Source organism: Agrobacterium sp. DE0009 (assembly GCF_007680755.1).
Classification (GTDB): Bacteria; Pseudomonadota; Alphaproteobacteria; order Rhizobiales; family Rhizobiaceae; genus Agrobacterium; species Agrobacterium tumefaciens_B.
The window spans coordinates 160,909-185,435 of the sequence record NZ_VEIU01000004.1 but is presented as its reverse complement, the minus strand read 5'-3'; the positions used below and the strand labels follow the sequence as shown (position 1 = coordinate 185,435).

Here is a 24,527-nt window from a genome sequence, read left to right as displayed (position 1 = left end):
CATGATCGACCTTTACACCTGGATCACGCCGAACGGCCTTAAAATCTCGATTGCGCTGGAAGAACTTGGCCTGCCCTATGCCAGCAATGCCATAGACATCGAAAAAGGCGAGCAGTTCTCGGCTGAATACCGTCGCATCAATCCCGGCTCCAAAATCCCTGCAATCATCGATCGCGACAACGGCACCGTTTTAACGGAGTCCAACGCAATCCTGATCTATCTCGCGGAAAAAGCCGGGCGGCTTCTGCCCGCCTCCAGCGCTGAGCGGCTGATCGTGACCGAATGGCTGATGTGGCAGGCCGCCAATTTCGGCCCGACACTCGGTTATGCCCATTATTTCCTGACTTATCATTCCGGAGAGGCGCCCTTTGCTGAAACGCGTTTTGCCGCCGATGTCGAGCGTCTCTACCGGACATTGAACAACCGTTTAACAGACAGGGAATACGTGGCCGGCGATTTTTCCATCGCCGATATCGCCATCTGGCCATGGGTCTCGCGTTTCGCACGCCATAAAATCAACCTCGATGATTTTCCCTCGGTACAGCGATGGTATCGCCGGCTTGGAGAACGCGAAACTTTCCAGCGTGGTTACCGCGTCCCCTCCTCAACGGCGGACATACCGGGACTTTAGCAGGCGACGAGATGGCCGGGCGAAACTTCGCGATACTCCCGCGGCTTCACGACATAATCGACGGCGCGAATCGGGCTTTTCAGCTCGTCATTCGCCGCGCCGCGCCTTGTGTTGCGGCGCTCCGGGTCCGGTACCGGTACGGCGGCCATCAGCTTGCGGGTATAGTCGTGCTGCGGATTGTCGAAGACGGCAGCACGCGGGCCGATTTCGACGATTTCGCCAAGATACATCACCGCCACACGGTGACTGACGCGCTCCACGACTGCCATATCATGGGAAATGAACAGGAAAGCGAGATCAAGGCTCTGCTGCAAGTCCAGCATCAGGTTGATGACCTGTGCCTTGATGGAAACATCCAGCGCCGACACGCTCTCATCAGCGACGATCACCTTGGGCTGGAGTGCGAGCGCGCGGGCAATGCAGATGCGTTGCCGCTGGCCACCGGAAAACTCATGCGGATAACGCGCCGCCATCTCGGGAGAGAGGCCCACCTTGTGCAGCGTGTCGGCCACAACATCCTTTGCTTCACGGGCACTTCCCATGCGATGTTCCAGATAGGGTTCGGCAATCGCCGCACCCACCGTCATACGCGGATTGAGCGAGGCGAAAGGGTCCTGAAAGATCATCTGCACTGTCTTGCGCATGTCACGCATCCCCGCCTTGTCAAGGGTGAGAATATTTTGGCCGTTCACAACGACAGAACCGGCATCCGGCTCGATGAGCCGCATGATGGCGCGCCCGGTAGTGGACTTGCCGCAGCCGCTTTCGCCCACCAGTGACAACGTCTCCCCGGCCCTCAGGTCGAAGGACACGTTTTCCACCGCATGTACGCGGCCACTGAGCCGACCCATGAGACCGGAATGAATGTCGAAACGCTTTGTCAGCCCCTCAACTTTGAGCACCGGCTGTGCTGCGGCATTGACGGTATCAGCCGGACGCGCCGGTTCTTGCGTTTCCCCCGTGGTGGTGTTGACGATGGGGAACCGGAGAGGCCGTTCCTCGCCCGTCATGGAACCGAGAACCGGAACCGCGGACAAGAGTGCACGCGTATAGGGATGTTTGCCGCGATGGAAGATATCCGCGGTAGCGCCGACTTCCACCTGTTCGCCGCGATACATAACGACGGTACGGTCGGCGATTTCAGCAACGACGCCCATGTCATGGGTGATGAAAAGGACGGACGTTCCCTCCTCTTCCTGTAAGGTCTTGATGAGGTCGAGAATCTGGCCTTGAATGGTGACGTCGAGCGCCGTCGTCGGCTCGTCCGCGATCAGAAGCTTCGGTCTGGACGCAAGCGCCATCGCGATCATCACGCGCTGGCGCATGCCACCGGAAAAGCGATGCGGATATTCATCGAAACGAGATGCTGCCGAGGGGATGCGGACTTTTTCCAAGAGGCGGATCGTCTCAGCCCGCGCCTCGGCTTTCGACATGGGCTGGTGGCACAGAAGAGCCTCGGAAATCTGGTCACCGATGGTGAAGAGCGGGTTGAGGCTGGTCATCGGCTCCTGGAAGATCATCGCGACTTCGTTGCCACGCACCCGCCGCATGGCATCTTCAGAAAGAGAGAGCAGATTGCGCCTGCCGAGCAGGATTTCGCCCTCGACCCTGCTGCTTTCCCGATCGAGCAGCCGCATGATCGAAAGCGATGTCACGCTTTTGCCTGAACCGCTTTCGCCAACGATCGCAACAGTCTCGCCCGGCCCGACGTCGAAGGAAATATCACGCACAACCGGTTTCCAGCCGCCATCCACGTGGAAGGACGTGGTGAGATTGCGGACGGAAAGCACGGCATCTTCGGCACTCAGAAGTGCCGCCTGTGGGATGGTCATGATCGTTCCCTTCTTTTCTTCTCGTTTGAACTCAGGCACGGCATCGCGGCTTGTTTTTTCTCCCCGCCGGAGAAAAGGTGGCCCGAAGGGTCGGATGAGGGGGAAACGTTTAAGATAGACCGCACCCTTGCCCCCTCATCCCGCTGCCGCGGACTTCTCCCCCTCGGGGAAAAGAAGCTCGCGGCACCCGCTCGTTCCATAGACAGTCGTTATTAGTCCGGCCAGCGCAACATGCCGTCGAAACGGTGGCGGCTGCGGTCTTCGAACGGTGTGGCGATTACCTCGTTGGAAGCGCGCGCCTTGTCCAGTTCCTCCGCCAGACGCGCAGCCACAATGGTTTCCTGACCGGGATGCAGATTGCACGGGTCGAGATAGAAATAATGATGCTCCACCTCATGGTCACGGGTGATGATGGGAGGGTTGCCCTGCGCCAGCGCCGTCGTCAGATCCCAGGCGGAAATATGCGCTTCCTCGGCGTTGATGATGACACGCAAGCGCTCGAGCGGGTTATTGGTCGGGTCGGGCTCGATCAGCGGCGTCACGCCGGGGCGTCCGTCCAGTGTCTGTTTCCAGAGGTTGAGATAGCCAGTCTCCCGCTCGCGAATGCCGGCATGGTCCCGCTTTTCCCAGGCCTCGAGCGCCGCCATTACGCCATAGATGCTTTCCTTGCCGACCTTCATGCCGCGGCCGATACCCATGTTCTGCAGGAAAGCATGGCGAACCAACTCCTTCTTGCCCGCAACGATGCCAGAGGTGGGGCCGCCGAGAAACTTGTGGCCGGAATAGAGCACGACATCCGCGCCCGTCGCCAAAAACAGTTTCAGATCATATTCAGACGCTGCATCGACGATCACGGGCACGCCCCTGGCATGGGCGATCTCAACGAACTCCGACAGATGCAGCAGGCCGTAATCAACCACATGATGCGAAACGACGTAGACAGCCGCAGCCGTCTTTTCGGTGATGGCATGTTCCATATGGTAACGATGGGTCGATGTCGCCTGTCCGATCAGCACGACCTTGCCGCCGCCAAGACGGATCGCCTGATCCACTGGCGCGCCGTAGCTAACCACATGCCCCATCTGCACAAGCACTTCATTCTTTTCCGGCGTGATGTCGGGCAGTTTCTCAATCGCCAGCAGATTGTTGCCGGTAATGGCGCCCGCCACCGCAAGGCTGATGCCGGAGGAGCAGGAGGCCGTGACGAAGCCCGCTTCGCCGCCCGTCAGTCGCGCTATCACGGCACTTGCCTTGCGCTGCAGGTCGTTTACCTCGACGAATTGCGGCAGGATCGCCGCCATCGCCTCGACGGCTTCCGGAACAACGATCGATGCGCCGAGTGAAGTCATCGTACCCGAGACGTTGATGACCGGTCGAAGCCCGATCCTGTTCCTGATATCCTCGGTCATGTCTCTCTCCTGTCGTTGCGATGCGATGGGCATCGACATATATGCCATAATAATGTAATAGCCTCTCAAGAATGATGAGGAGCCGAAATTGGACGCCCATAGACTGGACGAATTGCCTTCAACAAGTCTCCCCGATGCCGCGGAGAGCACGCAGGCGCAGGCAGCCAAGCGCTCGCGCGTCAGCGGCATCGACCGCGCTCTTCAGGTGATTGATTATCTTTACGAAAGCGGCTCTCCTGCCGGCGGTTACGCGATTGCCAAGGCAATCAAGGCGCCGCTTTCCACCGTTTACGTGATCATCGACGATCTCGTCGAAAAGAACATGCTTGCCCGCAATGCCGACGGCAACATCTGGCTCGGCGCGAGACTTTACCACTATGGCCTCGCCTATGCCCGCTCTCTGGATTTCATGGGCGTTGCCACGCACGAAATGCACGACCTCTGCCGCCATGCGGGTGAAACGGTGCAGCTTTGCGGCCGCGATGGCGACCATATGCTCGTACTCGCCATGGCGGATGGACCGAGCCATTTTCAGGTTGCGTCCCGCGTCGGCACCCGTGTTCCCTTGAACTGGACGGCATCCGGCCGTCTGCTGGTCGGTCATCTTCCCGAGGCAGAGCGCCTGGAGCTTTTCCGCCGTTGCGCGCGCTCCTCGCCGACCGGCCGCGCGGAGATCAATCCGGAAACGCTGTCCCAGTCTGCGGCAACCGCATTTCACGACAGACTGTCGATACAGGTCGCCGAATCCGATTACGCCGTGGCCTGCATCGCGTCGCCGATCTGTAACAACCGGGGCGAATGCGTCGCGACCATTTCCATCGTGCTGCCGGAGCAAAAGGTGCTGGCCGACGAGAACCATTATACCGAACAGGTCAGGGTTTCGGCCGAACGGATCGAAAAGCTGATGGGCTGGCGTAACCATTAAATTTTTCAGCCCTTAAGTGCCACGATGGCTTCGATCTCGACAGTGATATTGCCCGGCAGCGACCCAAACCCTACGGCGGAGCGGGCATGCTGCCCGGCATCGCCGAAGACGTCGATAAAGAGGTCGGAACAGCCGTTGATGACGCTCGGGTGATCCCGGAAGTCGCTGACGGCATTGACCATGCCAAGCAGCTTCACCACCTTTTTGACGCGTGACAGATCTCCCAGCGCCGCATGCATGACCGCCAGAAGATTGATGCCGGTGAGGCGGGCGTGATGATAAGCCTCCTCGAGCCCGATATCGGCACCCACTTTTCCCGCGTAAAGATGGCCATCCTCCTCACGAGGCCCCTGCCCCGAGAGATACAACATGTTGCCTTCCACCACATGCGTGACGAAATTGGCAATCGGCGGCGGCGGTGGCGGCAGCGAGATGCCGAGCGCGGCAAGCCGGTCATAGGGCGAAAGACCCTCGGCGCTAAGTGAAGATTGTTTCACGCGAATTCCTCATAATACCGGGACTGCACGTCCCGTCGTGTCGGCGGCGGCAAAGGTGTCCTTTGCCGCCAGAACGAATCAGCGCCAGGAGTAACCGTGGCTGTGGCGTACCAGTTTGCGGGCCCTTGGAATGTATCTGCTGGCAGCGATCGCCTCCGCGCCGATGACGGCATAGCGCGGCTCGAACAGGCGCTTCAGCCGCGAGACATCACCATTCGAATCCGTTGCTTCCAGATCGGCATCGACGAGGTCGAAAACGGTGAAATCAGCGCGCTGACCGACATCAAGCCGGTTGGACATATCCACGCCGATGACCGAGGCGGGATTTCTGGTGACGGCTTCGACCACCTTCTCAAAAGGCATCTCGACGGAAAGCAGCTTGGACATGGTGGTCGCCAGATCCCAGACCGGGAAATTCATGGAATGGCCATGCAGGTCGGTGGAGATCGAGAAGGGCAACAGCCCGCGGGCAATCGCCGCCTCGGCCACCTTGAAGGAAAAGGATGCGCCGCCATGGCCGATATCCAGCCGAATGCCTTCACCTGCGCAGCGTTCGGCAAGATTAAACAGATCCTCGTCTTCCATGATGCTGGAGCCCGACTTGCCGTTGAAGCAATGGGTCACGACATCGCCGGGTCCAAGAATTTCCAGCACCTCATCGTAGAGTGCGGGCGGCTCGCCCACATGTACCATCATCGGCACTTTCAGAATCTTGGCGATTTTCTTGCCGAGCTTCACCGGCGTGACGCCCCAGGAGCCGGTGATGACGTGACTTGCACGGACCTTCAGCCCCACGATGTGCTCACTGTTTTCGGCATAACACTCAAGGATACGATCGAGATCGATATCCTTGATATCGCGCAGTTCCGGCACGCGGTTACAGGCGACAAGGCCGATGGAGCCGAGATTAAGGAAGGCTTTGATGCGTTCCCGTGAGGGCTCGATGATATATTCCCTGAAGCCGTGGAAATTTGCCTCACCGGCTGAACCGGCATCGACCAATGTCGTAACGCCGCGCTCAGCACCACATTCTGAAGGGCGGATCGAGATATCCGTGCCTCCATGCCAGATATGCACGTGCAGATCGACCCATCCGGGCGAGATGAAGGCGCCCTTGGCGTCGATGCGCTGCGCATCCGCAGGTGCCTGCAAGGAGGCACCGACAGCAGCGATATTTCCGTCGCCGCCCACGAGGATATCGGTCGAGCCCTGTGGCGCGCCGGTTCCAAAACCGACGGGCTTGACATTGGTAAAAAGAATGGGCGCTTGAAGAGGCATTTTTGCCTGTTCGCCAGACGACATATTACAAATCCCTTCGCAGTCTTGGGTCGAGCATGTCCCGCAACCCGTCGCCGACCATTTGCAGCGAGAGCACGGAAAGAATGATGGCAAAGCCGGGGAAATAGGTCATCCAGTCGGCCTGACCGATATATTGGCGACCGGCGGAGATCATGGTTCCCCATGTTGGAATTTCAGGGCTGACGCCAAGCCCGAGAAACGAGAGGCCAGCCTCGGCCAGCATCGCACTGGCAAACAGAAAGGTGCACTGCACGAGAATCGGCGAGATCAGATTGCGCAGCACATGGCGGGTCATGATGTGAAAGGTTGAAATGCCGAGCGCCTTTGCCGCCTCAACATAGGGCAACTCTCGGATCACGAGTGTCGAGGCGCGCACGATGCGGGCAAGGCGCGGCGAATAGACCACGGCAAGCGCGATGATGACGGTCGTCAACGACGGGCCGAGCGCGGCCACCAGCGCAATTGCCAGCAGAATATCGGGAAACGCCATCATGGCATCGATTAACCGGGCAATCGGCGTATCCAGCTTTTTGAAGAAGCCGGCAAGCAGGCCGAGCGTAATGCCGATCAGGGCCGATAGCGCGACCACTGCGGCGCCAACGAGAAGTGATAGCCTTCCCGCGTAGATCGTACGGGAAAAGACGTCACGGCCAAACTCGTCGGTGCCGAACCAGTAGAGGTCGCTCGGCGGTTTCAGGCGATTGACAATCGAGAGTTTCGACGGGGAATAGGGCGCGATCATCGGCGCAAAAACCGCGAGCAACACGAAGATCAACAGCACGATCAGGCCAGCGGCGACCGTCTTGCGCTTCAGCAATCGGCGAATGAACAGCCAGGTCGGGTTGCGTGCCGGTGGAACGCTTGAAACAATGTCAGCCATCAGTAACGAACCCTCGGATCGACCAGCAGATAGAGCATGTCGATTGCAAAATTGATGAGCACGTAGAGCCCGGCGATGACGAGAAGCGCACCCTGAATGACCGGATAATCGCGACGCAGAACGGCAGAGACGACCAGGTTACCGACGCCCGGCAGCCCGAAAACCGTTTCCGTCACAACAGCGCCTGAAATCAGCACGGCGGCAGTCAGACCAAGCACTGTGAGGATGGGGATCAGCGCGTTCTTCAGTGCATGTTTCATCACCACGCGGCGCTCTTTCACGCCTTTGGCTCTGGCGGTCCGTACATAGTCGTCGCCGAGGACATCCAGCATCGAAGCGCGTGTGAAGCGCAGAATGAGCGCCGAAGAGACGAGCCCAAGCGCGATTGCCGGCAAAGTGAGGTGATACATGCGCTCAAGAAAACTCGCGCCCGGCCCACCATAACCCGACACCGGGAACAGATCGAGCCGCACGGCGAAGAGCTGCATCAGGATGAGCCCGAGCCAGAAGCTTGGAATGCTGGCGGCCAGCATCGCGACGGTCGTGGCGGCCTGATCCACGAAAGAACCGCGCCGGTATGCGGCGTAGATGCCGATCGGAAGCGCGATGACGCTCGCGATGAGCAGCGAAAAGATCGTCAGGAAAAATGTCGGCTCCGCCCGGTCCAGCAAGGCCGATCCAACAGGCATGTTGAGAAAGATCGACTGTCCGAGATCGCCCCTTAGCAATTGCCCGATGTAATAGACATATTGCACGCCGAGCGACTGATCGAGACCGAGCCGCGTGCGAAGCTCAGCGATATCCTGCGCGGAGGCATCCGGCCCCAGCATCACGGCAGCGGGGTCGCCGGGCGTGACGCGCAGGATGACGAAAACGATGGTGACGACGAGAAACATCACCACGATCATTCCCGCAAGTCTCTGAAAAATATACCGTATCACGAATAAGGGCTCCGAAGCGCTTGATTGCCGCTATCAGGCGACGGTTGAACCGAGTTGCTTAAAAATCGACTCCTCACTTCCGTCATGCCGGACTTGATCCGTCATCCAGCCACCACACGTCTGCGTGGTGAAAAGCTTTTTCCGATCAATGACTTGATCGCGCTGGACCCCGGCTCAAGGCCGGGGTGACGGTGTGCGGTGTCGGTCTTATTTCGTGACCGAGGCATTCCAGAAGTAAGGCCAGGGCGCGGCGTCGACTCCATCAAGCTTGTTGGACTTCGCCGCCACGGCGTTGAAGTCGCCGATCTTGAGGAGCGGCAGCTCCGCGTAGATCGTCTTCTGCACGTTGGCCCAGAGCGCGATGCGCTTATCTGGATCGACTTCGGCAGTGAAGGCGTCGACTGCTGCCTTGCGTGCCGGCGTATCCCACCAGCCCGGCGAGCTCGTCGACAGCGCACCCATCAATGCGGGCTCCGGGAGGAAGGGGCTGTGGCTGATGTAAATATCCCAAAGCTTGGGATCGGCCCGGCGCTGTGTCAGCGTCGCCCAGTCCACCACCTGCATGTCGACCTTGAAGCCGGCTAGTTTCAGATATTCGGCTGCGACCTGCGCCATTTTATAATGGAATTCATATTGGCGGCTGGTGAGAATGCGAAGCGGCTCGCCATTATAGCCCGCGGCCTTTAGCTTTTCGGCTGCAGCTTCGGGATTGCCGACATTGTAATTGCCCTCCACGCCCTCTTCCGTGTGCCAGGAGAAGTTATCGGGATAATAGGCGCCATCAAGGGCGTAGAACTCCGTGCTGCCGAAAGCGGCAGCCAACATGTCTTCCGTATTCAGCGCCTCGGCGACAGCCTTGCGGACCTCAAGCTTGGATGAAAGCCCTTCCTTGGTGTTGAAGACAAAGACCGGGAAACCGAAGGGCTTCAGCATGAGCGGCTGCGACGCCGAAGACGACTTCACCTTGTCGAAGGATTCAACGGGAATGGAATCGATGTAGTCATATTGTCCCGAGACGGCAGCCTCAACGCGTGTGTTCGGATCGGGCACCGGCACAAAGCGGATTTCATCGAGATATTGGTGGCGGGCTCCACCGTAACCGTCGCTTTCGCCGTCGCGGGATTTGTAGCTATCGAAGCGAACGAGCTGGATATATTGGTCGGCCTTGCGCTCCTTCAACATATAGGGGCCGGTGCCGATGAATTCGGCCATCGGCTCCGCCTGCTTTTCAGCCGGGAGAATGATGGCGGCGGAATTGTTGAAAGCGAGGAGCGAGGTAAGCGGCGCATAGGGCTGCTTGAGGGTGATCGCGACCGTTCCGGCGTCGGGTGCGGAGATGTTCTCGATAAATCCGGCTGCCTGTTTGCCACGCGAGGCAATCTTCATCCAGCGTCCGAGCGAGGCGACGACGTCTTCCGATGTCATGTCGCTGCCGTCATGGAATTTGATGCCCTGGCGCAGCTTGATCGTGTAGGTCTTGCCATCGGCGCTAATCTCCGGCAGCGCCTCCGCCAGAAGCGGCGTCACCTTCCAGCTCTTGTCGAAGGTGTAGAGCGTTTCGAAGATATGCTGCGTGACGATGCCGACAAGATCGGCCGTTGACGCCATCGGATCGAGGGTCGGCGGCTCGCCGATCGTCGCGACATTGATCACGCCGCCCTTCTCTTGGGCCATCAACACACCTGGTGCAAGCAGCAAAGCGGCAGTGGCGAGAAATGCAAGTTTACGTCTCATGGTCAAGCTCCCAGCTCTTATGTGTTCCATTATTATGTTATATGCATCCTTATAACAGAATATATCGATAAGACGCCTTGTCAATCACAATGCGTGCGACGAAGTACTCGAAGATCGGGATTGTCGTCGCGGGAGAGGAAAAGGTCCACAGCGCGCTCGTGACTGTAGGATGAGTCTGGAGCCTCCAGACGCGGAGATCCGGGTGATACTCGCGGGGTCTGTCCTGAGCGACCAACCGTTGCATTGCCTATGAAGCAAGGCGTTCGCTGCCCGGCGCCATATTCGCCATTACAAAAGTTTAAGGTGATTTTGCAGCGCATTGGGTGTCTTGTGGAGGAAAGCTGCTCCCAAGGCTTGCCGCACATGTTCGGGAAACATGTAATCTCATTCGCGGAATCGTCAGATGAAACGTTTCTGGACCGCCCTTAGCGTTCTTGCCATCGCAGCCGCCGGCGGCTGGTATTTCAGGGATCGCCTGCCACTCGACAAAATCCCCTATTTCAAACAGTTTGCCGTCACGCCGCAGCCAACCGGCGCGGAAACCGCAGCGCAATCGACCCAGAACGGCCAGCCTGCCCGGCAGCAGGGGCAAAGACAAGGTGGGCGGCGCAACGGAGCACCGCCGACGGTCAGCACCATTGCCGTCAGCAAGGCGACACTGCCAATGGATGCGACAGCGACCGGTTGGGCAGTCGCAGCCGACATCACCAATATTGCACCTCTTCAAGCTGGCCTTGTCACCGAAATCGCAGCGAAGGACGGCCAGCATATCAAGGCTGGCGATCTGATCCTCAAGATGGATGATCGCATCGCACGCGCCGCAGTGGACAAGGACAAGGCCAATATTGCCGCCGATCAGGCCACGCTTGAGCAGACGGAGGCAGCTTTCCAGCGTGCCGCCAACCTCGTCAAGCAAAGCGCCGAGTCCCAGCAGGTGCTGGACCAGGCAAGAGCGGCCCGCGAGAGCGCCAGCGCAAAGATCGACGCGGATAAGGCAACGCTTGCATCGGATCAGGTGACGCTCGAGCATATGGAAATCCGCGCGCCCTTCGATGGACGGCTGGGCGATATCACGGTTAGCCCCGGTGCCTATCTCAGCGCCGGCATCAATATTGTGACGATCACCAAATATGATCCCATTTCGGTAAGCTTCCGGCTTTCCCAGCGGTACCTGCCGCAATTGCGTGAAGGCATCGCGAAGGATACCGCTGTCGATGTCGATCCCGCCGCGACCGGCGGTGAGGCCATGTCCGGCGCGCTGCGTTTTTACGACAATACGGTCGACCAGGCATCCGGTACGGTCTTGGCCAAGGCGGAATTCAAGAATGATCGCGGCCTTTTGTGGCCCGGCCAGTCCGTTAATGTCACGGCTCACTTCATTTCAGACGACGAGATGATCATCGTGCCGACCGTTGCCGTGCGGCCGGGACCGAAGGGCAACTTCGTTTATACCGTCGATAAGGATCATCATGCGCATATGACCCCCGTGGAGGTCGCCCGCTCCAATGGAGATTCGACCGCCTTAGCAAGCGGCCTCAATGGCGGCGAACACGTGATCGTCGAAGGACAGTCCGGACTCGCCGATGGTCAGACTGTGGTCGAGCAGTTTTCCGATAAGGGCCGCACAGCCGGTAACCTGGCCGCCAACATCCAGCAGGACAAGGTGGGCGGCCAATGATCCCAAGTTTCTGCATCAACCGCCCTGTCGCCACCACGCTTCTTGCCATCGGCCTCGTGCTCGCCGGGCTTGCGGGTTTCCGCCTGCTGCCTGTCGCCGCCCTGCCGAAGGTGGATTTTCCAACGATCAACGTCTCTTCATCGCTGTCTGGCGCTTCGCCACAAACCATGGCGACATCGGTGACGACGCCGTTGGTCAAACAATTCGAGACCATTCCAGGCGTTAGCGAAATCAGCGCCACCAACACGCTCGGCAACAGCTCGATCGTGCTTCAGTTCGACCTCAATCGTGATATCGACGCCGCCGCGGCCGATGTTCAGGCCGCAATCTCACGCGCACAACGGCAATTGCCGAGCAACATGACGACGACGCCGAGCTATCGCAAGACGAACCCGGCCGATGCGCCAGTGTTGCTGCTTGCCGTCAACAGCAAGGAAATGCCCACCAGCAAGGTGGATGAGATCGCCGAAAACATCATCTCGCCGCTTCTCTCCACCATCTCGGGTGTTGCCCAGGTCAGTATTTATGGTGCGCAGACCTATGCGGTCCGTATCGGTCTCGATCCGGCGCAGCTTCAGGCAAGAGGCCTTGGTGTCGACACTGTCACAACGGCCATTGCCCAGGCCAACAATCAGGTGCCTGTCGGCGCGCTCCAGGATGATAATCAACGGCTGACGATCGAGGCTGATACGCAGCGCACCAACGCAGACGCCTTCCGCTCGCTGGTCGTTTCAACCACCAATGGCGCAAGGATCCACCTCGGCGATATCGCCAATGTCACCGACAGCATCGACAACACCAATGCCGGCAGTTGGTTCGATGGCGACCAGGCGATCATTCTCGCCGTGCAGCGTCAGCCCGACGCCAACACGGTAGAGGTTGTCGACGCCATCAAAGCGAAGTTGCCCGCGCTGCGGCAGCAATTGCCGCCTTCTGTGAATATCAACGTGATGAACGACGCTTCGACAGCGATCAAGGATGCGATCTCCGACGTTCAGTTCACGCTGTTTCTGACCATTGGCCTTGTAGTTGCGGTCATATACCTCTTTACCGGCCACCTCACCGCAACCATTATTCCCGGCCTCGCGGTGCCGCTGTCGCTTATCACGGCTTTCGGCATGATGTATGTGCTTGGCTACAGTATCGATAACATCTCCCTGCTCGGCCTGACTTTGTCCGTGGGGCTGGTGGTGGATGACGCGATCGTCATGCTGGAGAACATTCTGCGCCTGCATGAGGAGGGCCTGCCGATGCGCGAGGCTGCGCTGCAGGGTGCCGCGGAAGTCAGCGGCACTATCCTGTCGATGTCGGTCTCGCTGGTTGCCGTTTTCATCCCCATCCTGTTGATGGGCGGTGTGATTGGCAGGCTCTTCAACGAATTCGGCATGGTCGTCACGCTCGCGATCATGGCATCGGCGCTGGTTTCACTGACGGTGACGCCCATGCTCGCCTCGCGTCTCTCCGGCCACACTTCCAGACCGCCGGCGATCATTCGCTGGTTCGATGCCGGGTTCGAACGCACGCTGCGTGGCTATGGCCGCGCGGTCAGCTGGTGCCTTTCCCACCGGGGTATCGTGCTTGCGTCTTTTCTCGCGTCCATCGCTGCCTCTGCCTTCCTCTTTGAAACGCTTCCGTCGAGCTTTTTCCCGCAGGAAGATATTGGCCGCCTTTCCGTTTCGACACAGGCGCGCGAGGATATTTCCTATGCGGCGATGCGTGATCTTCAGGCGCAGGTCGCGGACCAGATTCGGAAAAATCCGGCCGTTATCCATGTCACTTCCATTGTCGGCGGCAATTCCCGCAACCCGCTGAACAACGGGTCGATGTTCGTGGAATTGAAACCCAAGGAAGAGCGTGCTCCGCTGAGCCAGGTGCTGGCGGAACTGGGGCAGGCAACATCAAAGGTCGCAGGCATCCGCACCTACATCAATCCGCAGCAAAGCCTGCGTTTCGGCGGACGCAGCTCCGCCAGTCAATATCAGCTCGTGGTTCAGGGCCTGAACGCCGACACGACGACCGAGTGGTCGAACAAGCTGATGGAGGCGATGCGCCGCGACCACACATTTACTTCCGTCACATCCGACGCCCAGAATGGCGCGATCGCGGCCACGATTTCGGTTGATTCAGAAAAAGCCGCCGCCTTCGGCATTACCAATGACCAGCTGCGCAAGACGCTGGAAATGTCTTTCGGCGGTTATACGGCAGCGCAAATCCAGTCGACTGGCGATAGTTACGACGTCATCGTCGAATTTGACAGCTCCAAACCCTGGAGCGCTGATTTTCTCAGCGACATCAACATTCTCTCCGCCAAGTCGGGCGTCCTCGTTCCACTGTCCAACTTTGCTTCGCTCACGCGCACGCAGGCGCCTGTCACCATCAACCAGACGGGCCAGCTCGTCTCCACAACGATCTCTTTCAACCTACCGGATGGGGTCGCGCTTTCCGATGCCACAAGCCGGATCGACCAGATCAAAACGACCATCGGTCTGCCGCAGGACGTCTTCACCAGCTATGGCGGCACGGCGGCGATCTTCCAGCAGAGTCAAGGGAATACCGGCATCCTCATTTTGGCAGCTGTGTTGACGATCTACGTTGTGCTGGGCGTGCTCTATGAAAGCTTCATCCACCCGCTGACCATCCTCTCCGGCCTGCCGGCCGCTGCCTTTGGCGCACTGGTAGCGCTTAAGGTGATGGGCATGGATTTCTCGATCATTGCGCTGATCGGCCTCTTGATGCTGATCGGCATCGTCAAGAAAAATGCGATCATGATGATCGACGTGGCAGTGGAGCTCATACGCGAAAAGGGCGAGGCGCCGGCGACCGCCATTCACGAAGCCTGCGTCCGGCGTTTCCGGCCGATCATGATGACGACCTTCTGCGCCCTTCTCGGGGCCCTGCCCATCGCACTCGGCTCCGGCGCAAGTTCGGAACTGCGCCAACCACTTGGCATCGCGGTGGTCGGTGGTCTTATCGTCTCGCAATTGCTGACGCTCTTCATCACGCCCGTCATTTTTGTGGAAATGGACCGATTTGGCCGGTTCCTGTCAGGGTTGTTTTCCCGCAATAAAAATGTCGAGCCCCATGCGCCACAGCAGGAACAGGGCGCGAAACCTGAGCCGGATTCCGTAGCGGCCTAGCGCATTTCCTCAAGGCGTTTCAACGCCTGGGGAAACCCTTTTCCCTGCAGCTGAAACGAGACAATGCGACCCTGAAGATCGGGCGCCTCGATTGTGAGTGTCTGTTCCGCCTTCAGTGCCGAGACCAGCTCGACAAAGGGCGAGAAGGAAACAACGCAGCCAACCGGTAAGCAAGTGCTGACCTGCACCTCCTGCAAGCGCATATTTCCCGATTTGACGGAGAAGAGCTTGGTGACGGCCAAACCAAAGGGCAGAACCATCGTGCCAGCAAGCTTCCCCGGTGCTTCTTCACCGGCGAGCCGGAACTCCACGGAAACGACGAGCTTGCGGGTCTTCTCCTCCAATTGCACCTGGGCCATCGCGCAGGTCCGCTTCGTCTCCTGCGTCGCGCCAGAGGCTTTCTCGGGGCCATCGTCATTTCCGGGTGCAGTACAGGCAAGCTGCCAGCTTCCGTGAGCCTCGTGCAAGGATGCTGCGCCTTGCGACGTCTCCTGTGCAGCTGCGCTGTCGAGAGAAAATGCGACGAACAGCAAAGTGAAAGCCATAGCACTTGCGCAACGCGTCTTTCTACACCGCATCAGAAACGAACCCCAAGTTCGGCGGCAGCGGACTGATCCATCAGGCCAGCGCCGAAAACTGCACCATAACGGAATGTCAACGTGGCGGACGGCGTGAGATCGTAGCTTAGCCCCAAATTAAGTGTTGCTGCGTCTCGCGAACCTGTAGTGCTCGCGATCGAAAACGCCTCGCCGCCGTCGGAGAAAAGGCTGCTGCCCATGGCAGTGTCGCCGTAATTGTGACGCCAGGCGAGATCGAACATTGCGCGGCCAAGCATGCCTTCCAGCGCGACATCCCTTGTGATGCGCGCACCGAGCGTCGTGGAAAGCTGTTCGTAGCGTGCCGACGCTGAGGACACGGCGGCGATCCCGCTTTTTTCGCCAAAAGCTTCGGTGCGGCTGTTTACGTAGGCGATGTTGGCATAGGGCTCGACATGGGTCAGATCGAAATCGAAACGCCAGGCTGCTTCGGCAAAGACCTGCGACGTCGAGCCGCCATAGCTGGCGGAGAGGTTTTCGCTGAGTGTCGAGAAATAGACCGAGCGGCGCGTATCCATATCCTGAAAGGCATGGATCGCCCCAAACCGCAGAGACGCAGGCCCGATCATTGTGCCCGCATAAGCAGCCACATAATAACTGTCGACCTCTGCTGAAGCAGCAAATGTCGTCTGGTCAATCCTCTCGTGGCTGTAACCGCCCGCCACACCGGCGCGCCAACTTTTCCCGAGGTCACCATCAAGTCCGAAGAGAATGCCGCCGCCCTTGCTATCAACCGATGAGCCATTGCCATCGCCATCAACACGTCCACGCGACCCGAAACCGCTGGTCCAGAAGCTCGGCGATCCTTCATCCTCGAACAAGAGGTCCCCGTCGTGCTTCCCATAAGCGACGGGCATGATTGGCCGTGCATCGATGCTGTCGAAGGCGCGGCGCAGCCGATCCAGAATAACGTCCCGGGTCTGGCTGCTGCGATTGACCAGAGTCATGGCAACCGACGGATGGATTTCTCCGGCAAGCTGCGAAAATGCCAGTTGCGTTTCACCGCCCTGAAGGAAAATGGCAGACTGATACAGGGCTGCATTTTCTCCGAGGGCCTGAACGGCGTTGGCCGCTGCTCGGGCATTGGCTGTGGTGGTTTGCGCGGCAAGAGATCCGGGGGCCGACGATGTCGGGCTGAACGACAGATAAGCGGTGCCAGTGTCGTCGCTCTTTGCGACAGTCGCGGTCAGATAGGCAAAATTCTCATCGATCCGGGCGAAAGCGCCGGTTATGCCACCCGTCGCAGTGAGGATCTGGTAGCGCGTGTTCAGACTGAAAGCAGATCGGTTCGTCAGCGGCGTGACGACGAGGGTTACGTCATTGGCGATTGTTACGGTACCGTTCACCGCAAGCCTGTCGGAATTACCGGCGGTATCTATATCAACCGCATATTTGGCGCCCGCAGCGAATGTAGCGTCGCCTGTCGATGTCAACGTACCAAGCGGATTGCCCGGAGCCAGCGTACCGCCCGGACCGATAGCAAGGCCGGCAACAGTACCCGTACCGCCGAGCGTCGCGCCGTCGCCCACTGAAACCGCGCTTGCCAACGAGCCATTGACGGTCAGTTTTCCGCCTGAGACCGTCGTCGGCCCCAGATAATTGCTGACGGCCGAGAGTTCGAGGTCGCCTGCACCGGTCTTTTCGAAGCTGCCCGTGCCGTGAATCGCATTCGAAAGCCTGCCGGCGCCATCCACGACGAGCGCCGCGTCATTGGCGATCTCGCCGGAGCCAAAGCTTCCAGCGGTTCCCTTCAAGGTACCGCCAGATATCGTGGTGCCGCCGGAATAGCTGTTGTTTCCAGAGAGCGTCGTCACGCCATTTTCCGCAACAACGCTGCCCGCTCCCGAAATATCGGCTTTGACGAGGTATGCAGTCTGCGAGTGATTGAAAACGATCCGGCCAGCGCCGGCTCCAAAGCTGATCGCCTGAGCATCGATGGTACCGGCCGAACGGGCGGTCTGTCCGGAAGCTGCGCCGACATTCAAGACGCCAGCCGAACCGGCAGAGGACGCAATGAGGATGGTAGGCGCCGCGAGCGCTGCGCCGCCTGTTACGTCAACGCTGCCATCCCCGGCAGAGCCGATGACCAAGGTGTCGTCAACAGAGACGCGCGAGCCGATGCCGTTGACGAGGACGGCACCATCAGACCCCGCCGAAGAACCCACGGAAAGCCGGTAGGCATCGAGCGACGCACCATTCGTCACAATCAAACTGCCGGAACCGGATTGTCCGACCGTCATGCGGCCGGAGGCCCCAAGGCCGTTATCGATGTAAGCCGTTATATTCGAGCCGGCACCTGTGATGGTCATCGTTCCCGATGAGCCCGAGAGATCCCCCAGGACTACCTGCCCCGCCCGGATATTTCCGCCGGCGCTGGCTGTAACCTCGGCCGAAGCCGTGTCCTGATAACCGGCGATCAAGGTGCCGGTCATCGTCCAGCTAGAGCCACCGCCGGTAACGGTGACCGATGATGACGAACCGCTGAGCGCAGCGACGACACTGTTTCTACTCTCGACAGCGCCACCGGCTTCAACCGACATCACAGCGTTGCCACCGCGACCGACAATGATGTCGCCCCCGCTGCGCAACGTGCTGCCAGCGCCGGAAATCCTGGCGGAGCCCGTACTGGCGGCACTATTGCCGAGTACGACGGCTTGACTGCTGACGATGCCGCCACCCGTGACGGTCAAGGACCCGGTGCCGGCATCGCCGATCGCAAGTCCGCCACGGCCGACCGTTAAGGCCGATCCCTCGCCATCGATGCTGGCTGCCCCGGTCGCCCCGGCAACAGCGCCGAGCCGGGCGGCGGCGCTCTCAACCTTGCCACCGGCGGTCACATTCAAGGTTCCGTTGCCGGAAGCCCCACCGGGATCGGCGACATCGCCACCGACCTGAAGATCGCCCGTGACCCAGGTGGACCCATCGCCGGTCACCGTCGCAATGGAGGCGGAATGGCGTCCGATGATGGCGCTGTCGCTGGTCGCTGATGCCGCTGCCTCAACAGTAAGGTGCGCACTGCCCTCGTTTCCGGCGACCAACTGACCGGTTTCCAGTGCCGAGCCAAGCCTGCTCAGGGTGACTTGGCTTCCCGACGCAGAGGAAAGATTGGCAATGACGGTCGTGGTTTCGCTGAGGAGTTTTCCGCCTCCCGTCACCGTCAGTGTGCTGACACCGGCATTGCCGATGACGGTGCCGGCCGCAACCGTCCAGCGGCTGCCGGCGCCGGATATAAGCGCGTCACCTTTCGTTCCTGCCCCCTCGCCCAGAACGGCCCTGTCGCTATTTACCGTGCTTCCGGCAAGAATTTTCAGGTCGCCCCTCCCGCCGCCGCCGGATGGCGCGCCGCTGGCACCGTATCCCACAAAGATCGTGCCTGCTGTAACAAGAGTGGACGAGTTGTCGAGTGTCAGGGAGCCGTTCCCTGTTGCCCCTTCGCCGATGTAGACGGTGCCGGTCGAGGTCGCGCTACCGTGTAAAAGGGAGAGGGTACCGATGCCGTTACCGCCGACCGATAAGAGACCCTGGTTTTGAAGGGTCGCGCCCGAGAACGTGACGGTACCGCCAATTCCCGCGCCGACCCCAACGCTGAGCGAATTTGACAACAGGCTCCCATTGATTACCAAAGTACCGGACGAAACTTGTCCGACCGTGACGGAATTGGCCATGGCAGATGTGCTGGTCGCGAGGACCGGGCCATCGCCGTTGATCAACACGTCATCGCCGGCATCGGGCACCCGGGCTGAGGGCGCCCAGTTCGTCGAGGTAGACCAATCGCCGCCCGGAACGCCGTTCCAGTTCAGGGTTTCCGCCCAAGCACTCTGACCAAGGCTAACGGAAAGCAGGATCGACAAAAACCAGCCTGTACCGAACGCCGAATGGCGGCCGGCAGCTTTTCTGCGTGCAAGACTTTCCGGAGAGGTTTCCCTTTCCAAAAAGAGGCAGAAACAACCGGACATTCAATCTTCCCTAATGAGCGCCGAACGACATCCATGATTCGGCGAATCATTTCTTCACCGAACCAGGTGCATTAAGCCATTTTGGAAAGTGAGCGCCAGCTATAACGTCACGACGACAGGGTTTTACTTTGAACGCCCGGATCAGTGCCGGGAAATGCGGGCGACTGCAGCTGATATCTTGCGTGAAACGCCGGCGACATCGCAGGTTTACTGACGGGCAAATCTCCCGAAGGCCCCACCCGAAAAGCACAGCGGATCGCCATCGCGATGGGCCGCGCGAAGCACTTCGCCGACGATGATCGTGTGGTCGCCCGCATCATGGGCAGCAGCCTTGCAGCATTCGAAACGCGCAAGCGTTCCGGGGATGACCGGCACGCCTTCGTCGTTCAGTTCCCAGTCCAGATCGTCAAAGGCGCGTCCGTTGCGGGTAAAGCGGGCGCTCAGCACATCCTGATCAGCGCTCAGCACATGGATCGCGAAATGCGTCGCGCCATTGAAGGCTGCATAACGCGACGAACTTTTAGCCGGCGACCAGAGCACCAGAGGCGGATCGAGCGATACGGACGCAAAGCTGTTGACCGTCATGCCGATCGGGCCTTCCGGGGTCGTGGCTGTTACCACCGTAACACCGGTGGTGAAAGCGCCGAGCGCATTGCGAAAGCTGCGGCTGTTTTCGCCGCCGGGAACGAATACATGTTCATTGGGCATCTTGATTGGCTCTGCAACTGTCATCACGCCACCTCTTTTCCAATCGCAAGGGTGTAGAGTTCAAACCATGTCTGGCGGTCCATCGTCACGCGAAGCGCATCGGCCGCGGTTCTGATACGCTCAATATTGTTGGTGCCGAGCACCGGCACGATCTTTGCCGGATGGCGCAGCAGCCAGGCGATAGCCACAGCCGTCGCATCGACGCCCTGTTCCTTGCCGACGCGCTGCAGGGCAGCCATGGTGCCGCCATGCGCGCCTGAAAACAGCGAACCGCCGCCGAGCGGCGACCATGCCATGGGCGAGACGCGCTTTTCCTGCAGGTAGGCGAGATCGCCATTGGTGAAGGTATCGGTGGCAAGAAGGCTCATTTCGATCTGGTTGGTCACGAGCCGGTTGCTCATGGCCAATTGCAGCAGCGAAAAATCCCACGGGCGGAAGTTGGAGACGCCCACAGCCTTGACCTTGCCGGAGGCGACCAGCGCATCGAGCGCCTTTCCGGTTTCTTCCGCATCGATCAGAGGGTCGGGACGGTGAATGAGCAGCAGGTCGACGTGATCGGTTCCCATGTCGCGCAGCGAGGCTTCGACCGAGGCGTTGATGTGGTCAGCCGTCGTATCGTAATGCTTGACGCGGGCGGCGGAGTGTCGGCCAGCCGGTGCGACGATGCCGCATTTGGTGACGATTTCGATTTTGTCGCGCAGTCCGGGCGCCGCCTTAAGGCCGCCGCCGAGAATGGCTTCCGCCGTGTACCCGCCGTAAATATCGGCCTGATCCATGGTGGTGATGCCCTGCGCCAGGCAGGCCTCGATCTTGGCCTGCACATGCGCCGGCGAAGTGTCTGCGTCGTCTCCGATGCGCCACATGCCGTAAACGATGCGGCTGAGTTCGAGTTTGTCAGAAAGAGCGATACGTTCCATCAGTGGCGTTCCCCGTTGCCGAGCGGCGTAGCTGGCGTTTCAGAAGGCACCCGGCCGTAGGCATGCGGCAGGGAGCAGGTTTTCAGCTGCGGCAGAACCTTGGTGCCGAAATGTTCAGCCTCGTCAAGATGCGGATAACCAGAAAGGATGAACGCGCGGATACCCATCTTCTGATAATCCTCCAGTGCCGAAAGAACCTGATCGGTCGAGCCGACAAGTGCTGCACCGCAGCCGGAGCGCGCCCGGCCGATGCCGGTCCACAGATTGGGTTCGACATAACCGAACTTGTCGGCGAGTTCGCGGGCACGCGCCTGATGCGATACGCCGAGCGAACCGCTGTCATGGGCGCGGTTGCGGATCAGCTGGCCATATTCGTCATCGAGCTTTGAGACCAGATGTTCGGCATAGTCGCGGGCTTCCTGTTCGGTATCGCGCACCACCATATGGACACGCAGGCCATAATCCAGCGTCCGGCCATGGGCTGCGGCCCGCTCGTTGGCGGCGCGCATGCGGTCTGCCAGCTGGTCTTTCGTCTCCGGCCACATCAGATAGACGTCACACTGTGCGCCGCAAAGTTCCAGCGCGTCGGGAGAATAACCGCCGAAATAGAGAAGCGGGCCGCCATTCTGCTGGTAGGGTCTTGCCGGTTCGGTCGAAACGCCCTTGAACTGGTAGATTTCGCCGTCATGGTCGATGGTGTCGCGCGTCCAGGCCTGCCGCAAAATCTCGACGACCTCGTGGCTGCGCTTGTAACGAAAGGCGCTGTCGGCGACTTCGCCCGGGAAGTCCGAACTGATGACGTTGAGCGTCAGGCGGCCCTTCAGCATGTGGTCGAGCGTGGCAACCGTACGCGCCAGCATGATCGGCTGCATTTCGCCGCAGCGGATAGCCGCCAGAAAATTGATGCGGTCGCTGATCGGCGCGCAGCCCGCAACGAAGCTCAACGTGTCCTGCCCGACCTGATAGGACGAAGGGCAGAGAATGTTGCGGAAACCGAGTTCCTCGGCTTTTTTGACGATATCGGAGCAATGTTCGAAGCTGGAGCGCAGGCTGCCATCCGGCACGCCGAGATAGGCGTAATCATCGGAACACAAAGCGGAAAACCAGGAGACCTCGGCAGCATCGAGATCAGCGGATGTAACGGGTACGACGGTCATGCAATTCCTCCTCAGGGCCGCTCTCGTTTTTCTTGCATAACATCAAGAAATATGTAAATCAATGATGTATCAATTTTTGTTTAGGGGGAGGAACTGCATCATGAAACACACTGGCGGCAGCCTGCCCATGTATCTCCAGATCGCTGAAATGCTGGTGCGCGAGGTGGCGGCAGGGCGGCTGATCGACGGCGAGAAGCTTGCGCCGGAGCGCGATATGGCTGCCGATCTCGGCATTGCCGTCGGTACGCTACGCAAGGCGCTCGCCGAATTGCAGGAGCGCGGCCTTCTGGAGCGCGTACAGGGTTCCGGCAACTACATCCGCGCGGTCAGCGATCCGCAAAGCGTCTACGCTTTCTTCCGGCTTGAACTGATCGAAGGCGGCGGCCTGCCGACGGCGGAGGTTCTGGATGTGGCCCGCCTTGCCAAGCCCGCCGACCTGCCGGCCTTCGGCACATCGGCCGAAGGACACAGGATTCGCCGCCTGCGGCGCATTGCGGGCAAGCCAGCGGCCATCGAGGAAATCTGGCTTGATGGCTCTTACGTCGACACCATCGCCATCGAGAACATGTCGGAATCCCTCTATCTCTATTACCGAACTCGCCTCAACCTCTGGATATCGAAGGCGGAGGATCGCATCGATCTCGGTGACGTGCCCAAATGGACGCCAGAAGTGTTCGGCCAGAAAGCAGGCGCATCCGTGCCCCGCGTCCTCCGTCTTAGCCAGGCGCAGGACGGTGCAGTGGCGGAAGTTTCCTGGACCTGGTTTGACCATACCGTCGCCCGGTACGTTTCTCGCATACGTTGAGATTGCGCAAATTTCGCGTGATCCACGCGAATGAAGGAATTTGACGGCATGCAAGAACGCTGCGGCCTGTCGCGCGGGTGATTTTGCGGTTATATTTCTTTGAATCAACGACTTAATGGTTTTTGATTTTTGTCAGAAATAAAATTGATACACTATTGATTTCATTTTTATGAAAGGTAATATCACGACCTCAGGGAGACAGGCGTTTTCGCCATCCCACGATATCGCCGGACAATCGGGATTGATTTTCGAAGATGCGATACGGGGAACTTGAAGGTTGGTACCGGCTATTGCGTCCACTCAAATTTTGGACGCGCCGGTCGTGAGGAGGAATTATGGCTTCGGTCAGCCTGCGCAAGCTGGACAAGAGTTACGGTGCGCTTCGCATCGTCAAGGGCATCGACCTTGAAATTAACGATGGCGAATTCGTCGTGTTCGTCGGCCCCTCCGGCTGCGGCAAATCGACGACGCTGCGTATGGTCGCAGGGTTGGAAAGCATTACCGGCGGCGAGGTGAGGATCGGCGACCGTGTCGTCAACCGGCTACCGCCGCGCGAACGCGACATTGCCATGGTGTTTCAGGACTATGCGCTTTATCCGCACAAGACGGTGCGCGAAAACATGGGTTTCAGCCTGAAGGTGCGCGGCGTCAGCGCTTCCCAGGCCAATGCCAGCATCGATGAAGCGGCGAAGATGCTGGGCATCGAGCACCTTCTCGACCGGCGGCCTGGCCAGCTTTCCGGCGGCCAGCGTCAGCGAGTAGCCATGGGACGCGCCATAGTACGCCGCCCGCAGGTCTTCCTGTTCGATGAGCCGCTTTCCAACCTGGACGCCAAGCTGCGCGGACAGGTGCGCACCGAAATCAAACGCCTGCATCAGCAGCTCGGCACGACGATCATTTACGTCACCCATGATCAGGTGGAGGCCATGACGCTCGCCGACCGCATCGTCATCCTGCGTGGCGGCGATATCGAACAGGTTGGTACGCCGGATGAGGTTTATAACCGCCCGGAAAGCGTCTTTGTGGGTGGTTTCGTCGGTGCGCCCGCCATGAATTTCGCCCGCGCCAGGGTCAATGGCGACCGGCTGGCATTTTCCGACGGCAACTCCCTGCCGATGGCGGCCATCCGGCCATCGCGCGAAACAGGGCTCGAAGGCCGAGACGTCATCGTCGGCATTCGCCCGGAACATTTCGGCCCCGCCGAGGGCTTCGACAGCCAGCTCGCCGTCCGGGTGCAGGTGGTGGAACCACTGGGTTCGGACACCCTCGTCCATTTCAGCCTCGGCGACGCGGCGCTGACCGCACGGATGCCACCGCAGCTTCGGCCAGCGCCGAACGAGGAACTGCGGATCGGGGTCGATCCGTCCAAGGTCCATCTTTTCGACGCAAAAACGGAGCGCTCGATCCACTGATTGCCGGGCGAAA

Annotated in this window: 18 protein-coding genes; 6 read left to right on the top strand and 12 right to left on the bottom strand. The window is 59.6% G+C overall.

Annotated elements, in window-relative coordinates; all coding sequences use genetic code 11:
• Window position 1 precedes the first annotated feature (1 nt).
• Window positions 2–631, top strand: coding sequence for a glutathione S-transferase family protein (locus tag FS804_RS16370; protein ID WP_144577782.1), 630 nt, complete (start codon window positions 2–4; stop codon window positions 629–631).
• Here the strand turns inward: FS804_RS16370 and FS804_RS16365 are convergent.
• The gene (locus FS804_RS16365) at window positions 628–2,463 is read right to left on the bottom strand and encodes an ABC transporter ATP-binding protein (protein ID WP_144577780.1); all 1,836 of its coding nucleotides are present in this window, start codon (window positions 2,461–2,463) and stop codon (window positions 628–630) included. The two genes, FS804_RS16370 and FS804_RS16365, sit on opposite strands and share 4 nt — an antisense overlap.
• Before the next feature lie 212 nt (window positions 2,464–2,675).
• Window positions 2,676–3,872 carry an aminotransferase class V-fold PLP-dependent enzyme gene (locus FS804_RS16360; RefSeq protein WP_144577778.1) on the bottom strand — a complete coding sequence of 399 codons (1,197 nt, stop codon included), beginning with the start codon at window positions 3,870–3,872 and terminating at the stop codon, window positions 2,676–2,678.
• Between the two features lie 88 nt (window positions 3,873–3,960).
• Here FS804_RS16360 and FS804_RS16355 point away from each other — a divergent pair, with 88 nt between their 5' ends.
• Entirely contained in the window at window positions 3,961–4,797 is an 837-nt protein-coding gene (locus FS804_RS16355; protein ID WP_144577776.1) for an IclR family transcriptional regulator, read from the top strand.
• Window positions 4,798–4,802: 5 nt separating this feature from the next.
• Here the strand turns inward: FS804_RS16355 and FS804_RS16350 are convergent, their stop codons facing one another.
• The 5 genes from FS804_RS16350 to FS804_RS16330 all read right to left on the bottom strand — a co-directional run bounded on the left by FS804_RS16350 (window position 4,803) and on the right by FS804_RS16330 (window position 10,148).
• Window positions 4,803–5,294: a RidA family protein gene (locus FS804_RS16350; protein WP_063950006.1), complete on the bottom strand. Its 492-nt coding sequence runs from the start codon at window positions 5,292–5,294 to the stop codon at window positions 4,803–4,805.
• A 78-nt stretch (window positions 5,295–5,372) separates the two neighbouring features.
• Window positions 5,373–6,596, bottom strand: coding sequence for an amidohydrolase/deacetylase family metallohydrolase (locus FS804_RS16345; RefSeq protein ID WP_063950007.1), 1,224 nt, complete (start codon window positions 6,594–6,596; stop codon window positions 5,373–5,375).
• A 1-nt stretch (window position 6,597) separates the two neighbouring features.
• Window positions 6,598–7,473 carry an ABC transporter permease gene (locus tag FS804_RS16340; RefSeq protein WP_144577775.1) on the bottom strand — a complete coding sequence of 292 codons (876 nt, stop codon included), beginning with the start codon at window positions 7,471–7,473 and terminating at the stop codon, window positions 6,598–6,600.
• Complete coding sequence (locus FS804_RS16335) at window positions 7,473–8,414, bottom strand: ABC transporter permease (RefSeq protein ID WP_063950009.1); 942 nt, start codon at window positions 8,412–8,414, stop codon at window positions 7,473–7,475. The genes FS804_RS16340 and FS804_RS16335 overlap by 1 nt, the downstream gene beginning before the upstream one ends.
• Window positions 8,415–8,621: 207 nt before the next feature.
• Window positions 8,622–10,148 (bottom strand): ABC transporter substrate-binding protein, encoded by a 1,527-nt coding sequence (locus FS804_RS16330; protein WP_144577773.1) that lies wholly within the window; start codon window positions 10,146–10,148, stop codon window positions 8,622–8,624.
• A 403-nt stretch (window positions 10,149–10,551) separates the two neighbouring features.
• Here FS804_RS16330 and FS804_RS16325 point away from each other — a divergent pair, with 403 nt between their 5' ends.
• On the top strand, window positions 10,552–11,826 hold the full coding sequence (locus tag FS804_RS16325) for an efflux RND transporter periplasmic adaptor subunit (RefSeq protein WP_144577772.1): 1,275 nt from the start codon (window positions 10,552–10,554) through the stop codon (window positions 11,824–11,826).
• Window positions 11,823–14,963 carry an efflux RND transporter permease subunit gene (locus FS804_RS16320; protein ID WP_144577770.1) on the top strand — a complete coding sequence of 1,047 codons (3,141 nt, stop codon included), beginning with the start codon at window positions 11,823–11,825 and terminating at the stop codon, window positions 14,961–14,963. The genes FS804_RS16325 and FS804_RS16320 overlap by 4 nt, the downstream gene beginning before the upstream one ends.
• On the opposite strand, the gene FS804_RS16315 is transcribed toward FS804_RS16320, so the two are convergent.
• The 5 genes from FS804_RS16315 to FS804_RS16295 all read right to left on the bottom strand — a co-directional run bounded on the left by FS804_RS16315 (window position 14,960) and on the right by FS804_RS16295 (window position 22,297).
• A complete protein-coding gene (locus FS804_RS16315; protein WP_144577769.1) occupies window positions 14,960–15,508 on the bottom strand; it encodes an invasion associated locus B family protein in 549 nt (182 codons plus the stop codon). The genes FS804_RS16320 and FS804_RS16315 overlap by 4 nt on opposite strands.
• Window positions 15,509–15,540: 32 nt before the next feature.
• Window positions 15,541–19,515: an autotransporter domain-containing protein gene (locus FS804_RS16310; RefSeq protein ID WP_144577767.1), complete on the bottom strand. Its 3,975-nt coding sequence runs from the start codon at window positions 19,513–19,515 to the stop codon at window positions 15,541–15,543.
• 207 nt (window positions 19,516–19,722) lie between these two features.
• The gene (locus FS804_RS16305) at window positions 19,723–20,247 is read right to left on the bottom strand and encodes a flavin reductase family protein (RefSeq protein ID WP_063950015.1); all 525 of its coding nucleotides are present in this window, start codon (window positions 20,245–20,247) and stop codon (window positions 19,723–19,725) included.
• Window positions 20,247–21,140, bottom strand: coding sequence for an aldo/keto reductase family oxidoreductase (locus tag FS804_RS16300; RefSeq protein WP_144577766.1), 894 nt, complete (start codon window positions 21,138–21,140; stop codon window positions 20,247–20,249). The genes FS804_RS16305 and FS804_RS16300 overlap by 1 nt, the downstream gene beginning before the upstream one ends.
• Window positions 21,140–22,297, bottom strand: coding sequence for an LLM class flavin-dependent oxidoreductase (locus tag FS804_RS16295; protein ID WP_144577764.1), 1,158 nt, complete (start codon window positions 22,295–22,297; stop codon window positions 21,140–21,142). The genes FS804_RS16300 and FS804_RS16295 overlap by 1 nt, the downstream gene beginning before the upstream one ends.
• A gap of 100 nt (window positions 22,298–22,397) precedes the next feature.
• Between FS804_RS16295 and FS804_RS16290 the strand changes: the two genes are divergently transcribed.
• Together FS804_RS16290 and FS804_RS16285 are read left to right on the top strand one after the other, a co-directional pair.
• Entirely contained in the window at window positions 22,398–23,102 is a 705-nt protein-coding gene (locus FS804_RS16290) for a GntR family transcriptional regulator (protein ID WP_144577763.1), read from the top strand.
• A 335-nt stretch (window positions 23,103–23,437) separates the two neighbouring features.
• The gene (locus FS804_RS16285; RefSeq protein ID WP_144577761.1) at window positions 23,438–24,514 is read left to right on the top strand and encodes an ABC transporter ATP-binding protein; all 1,077 of its coding nucleotides are present in this window, start codon (window positions 23,438–23,440) and stop codon (window positions 24,512–24,514) included.
• Window positions 24,515–24,527: the final 13 nt, after the last annotated feature.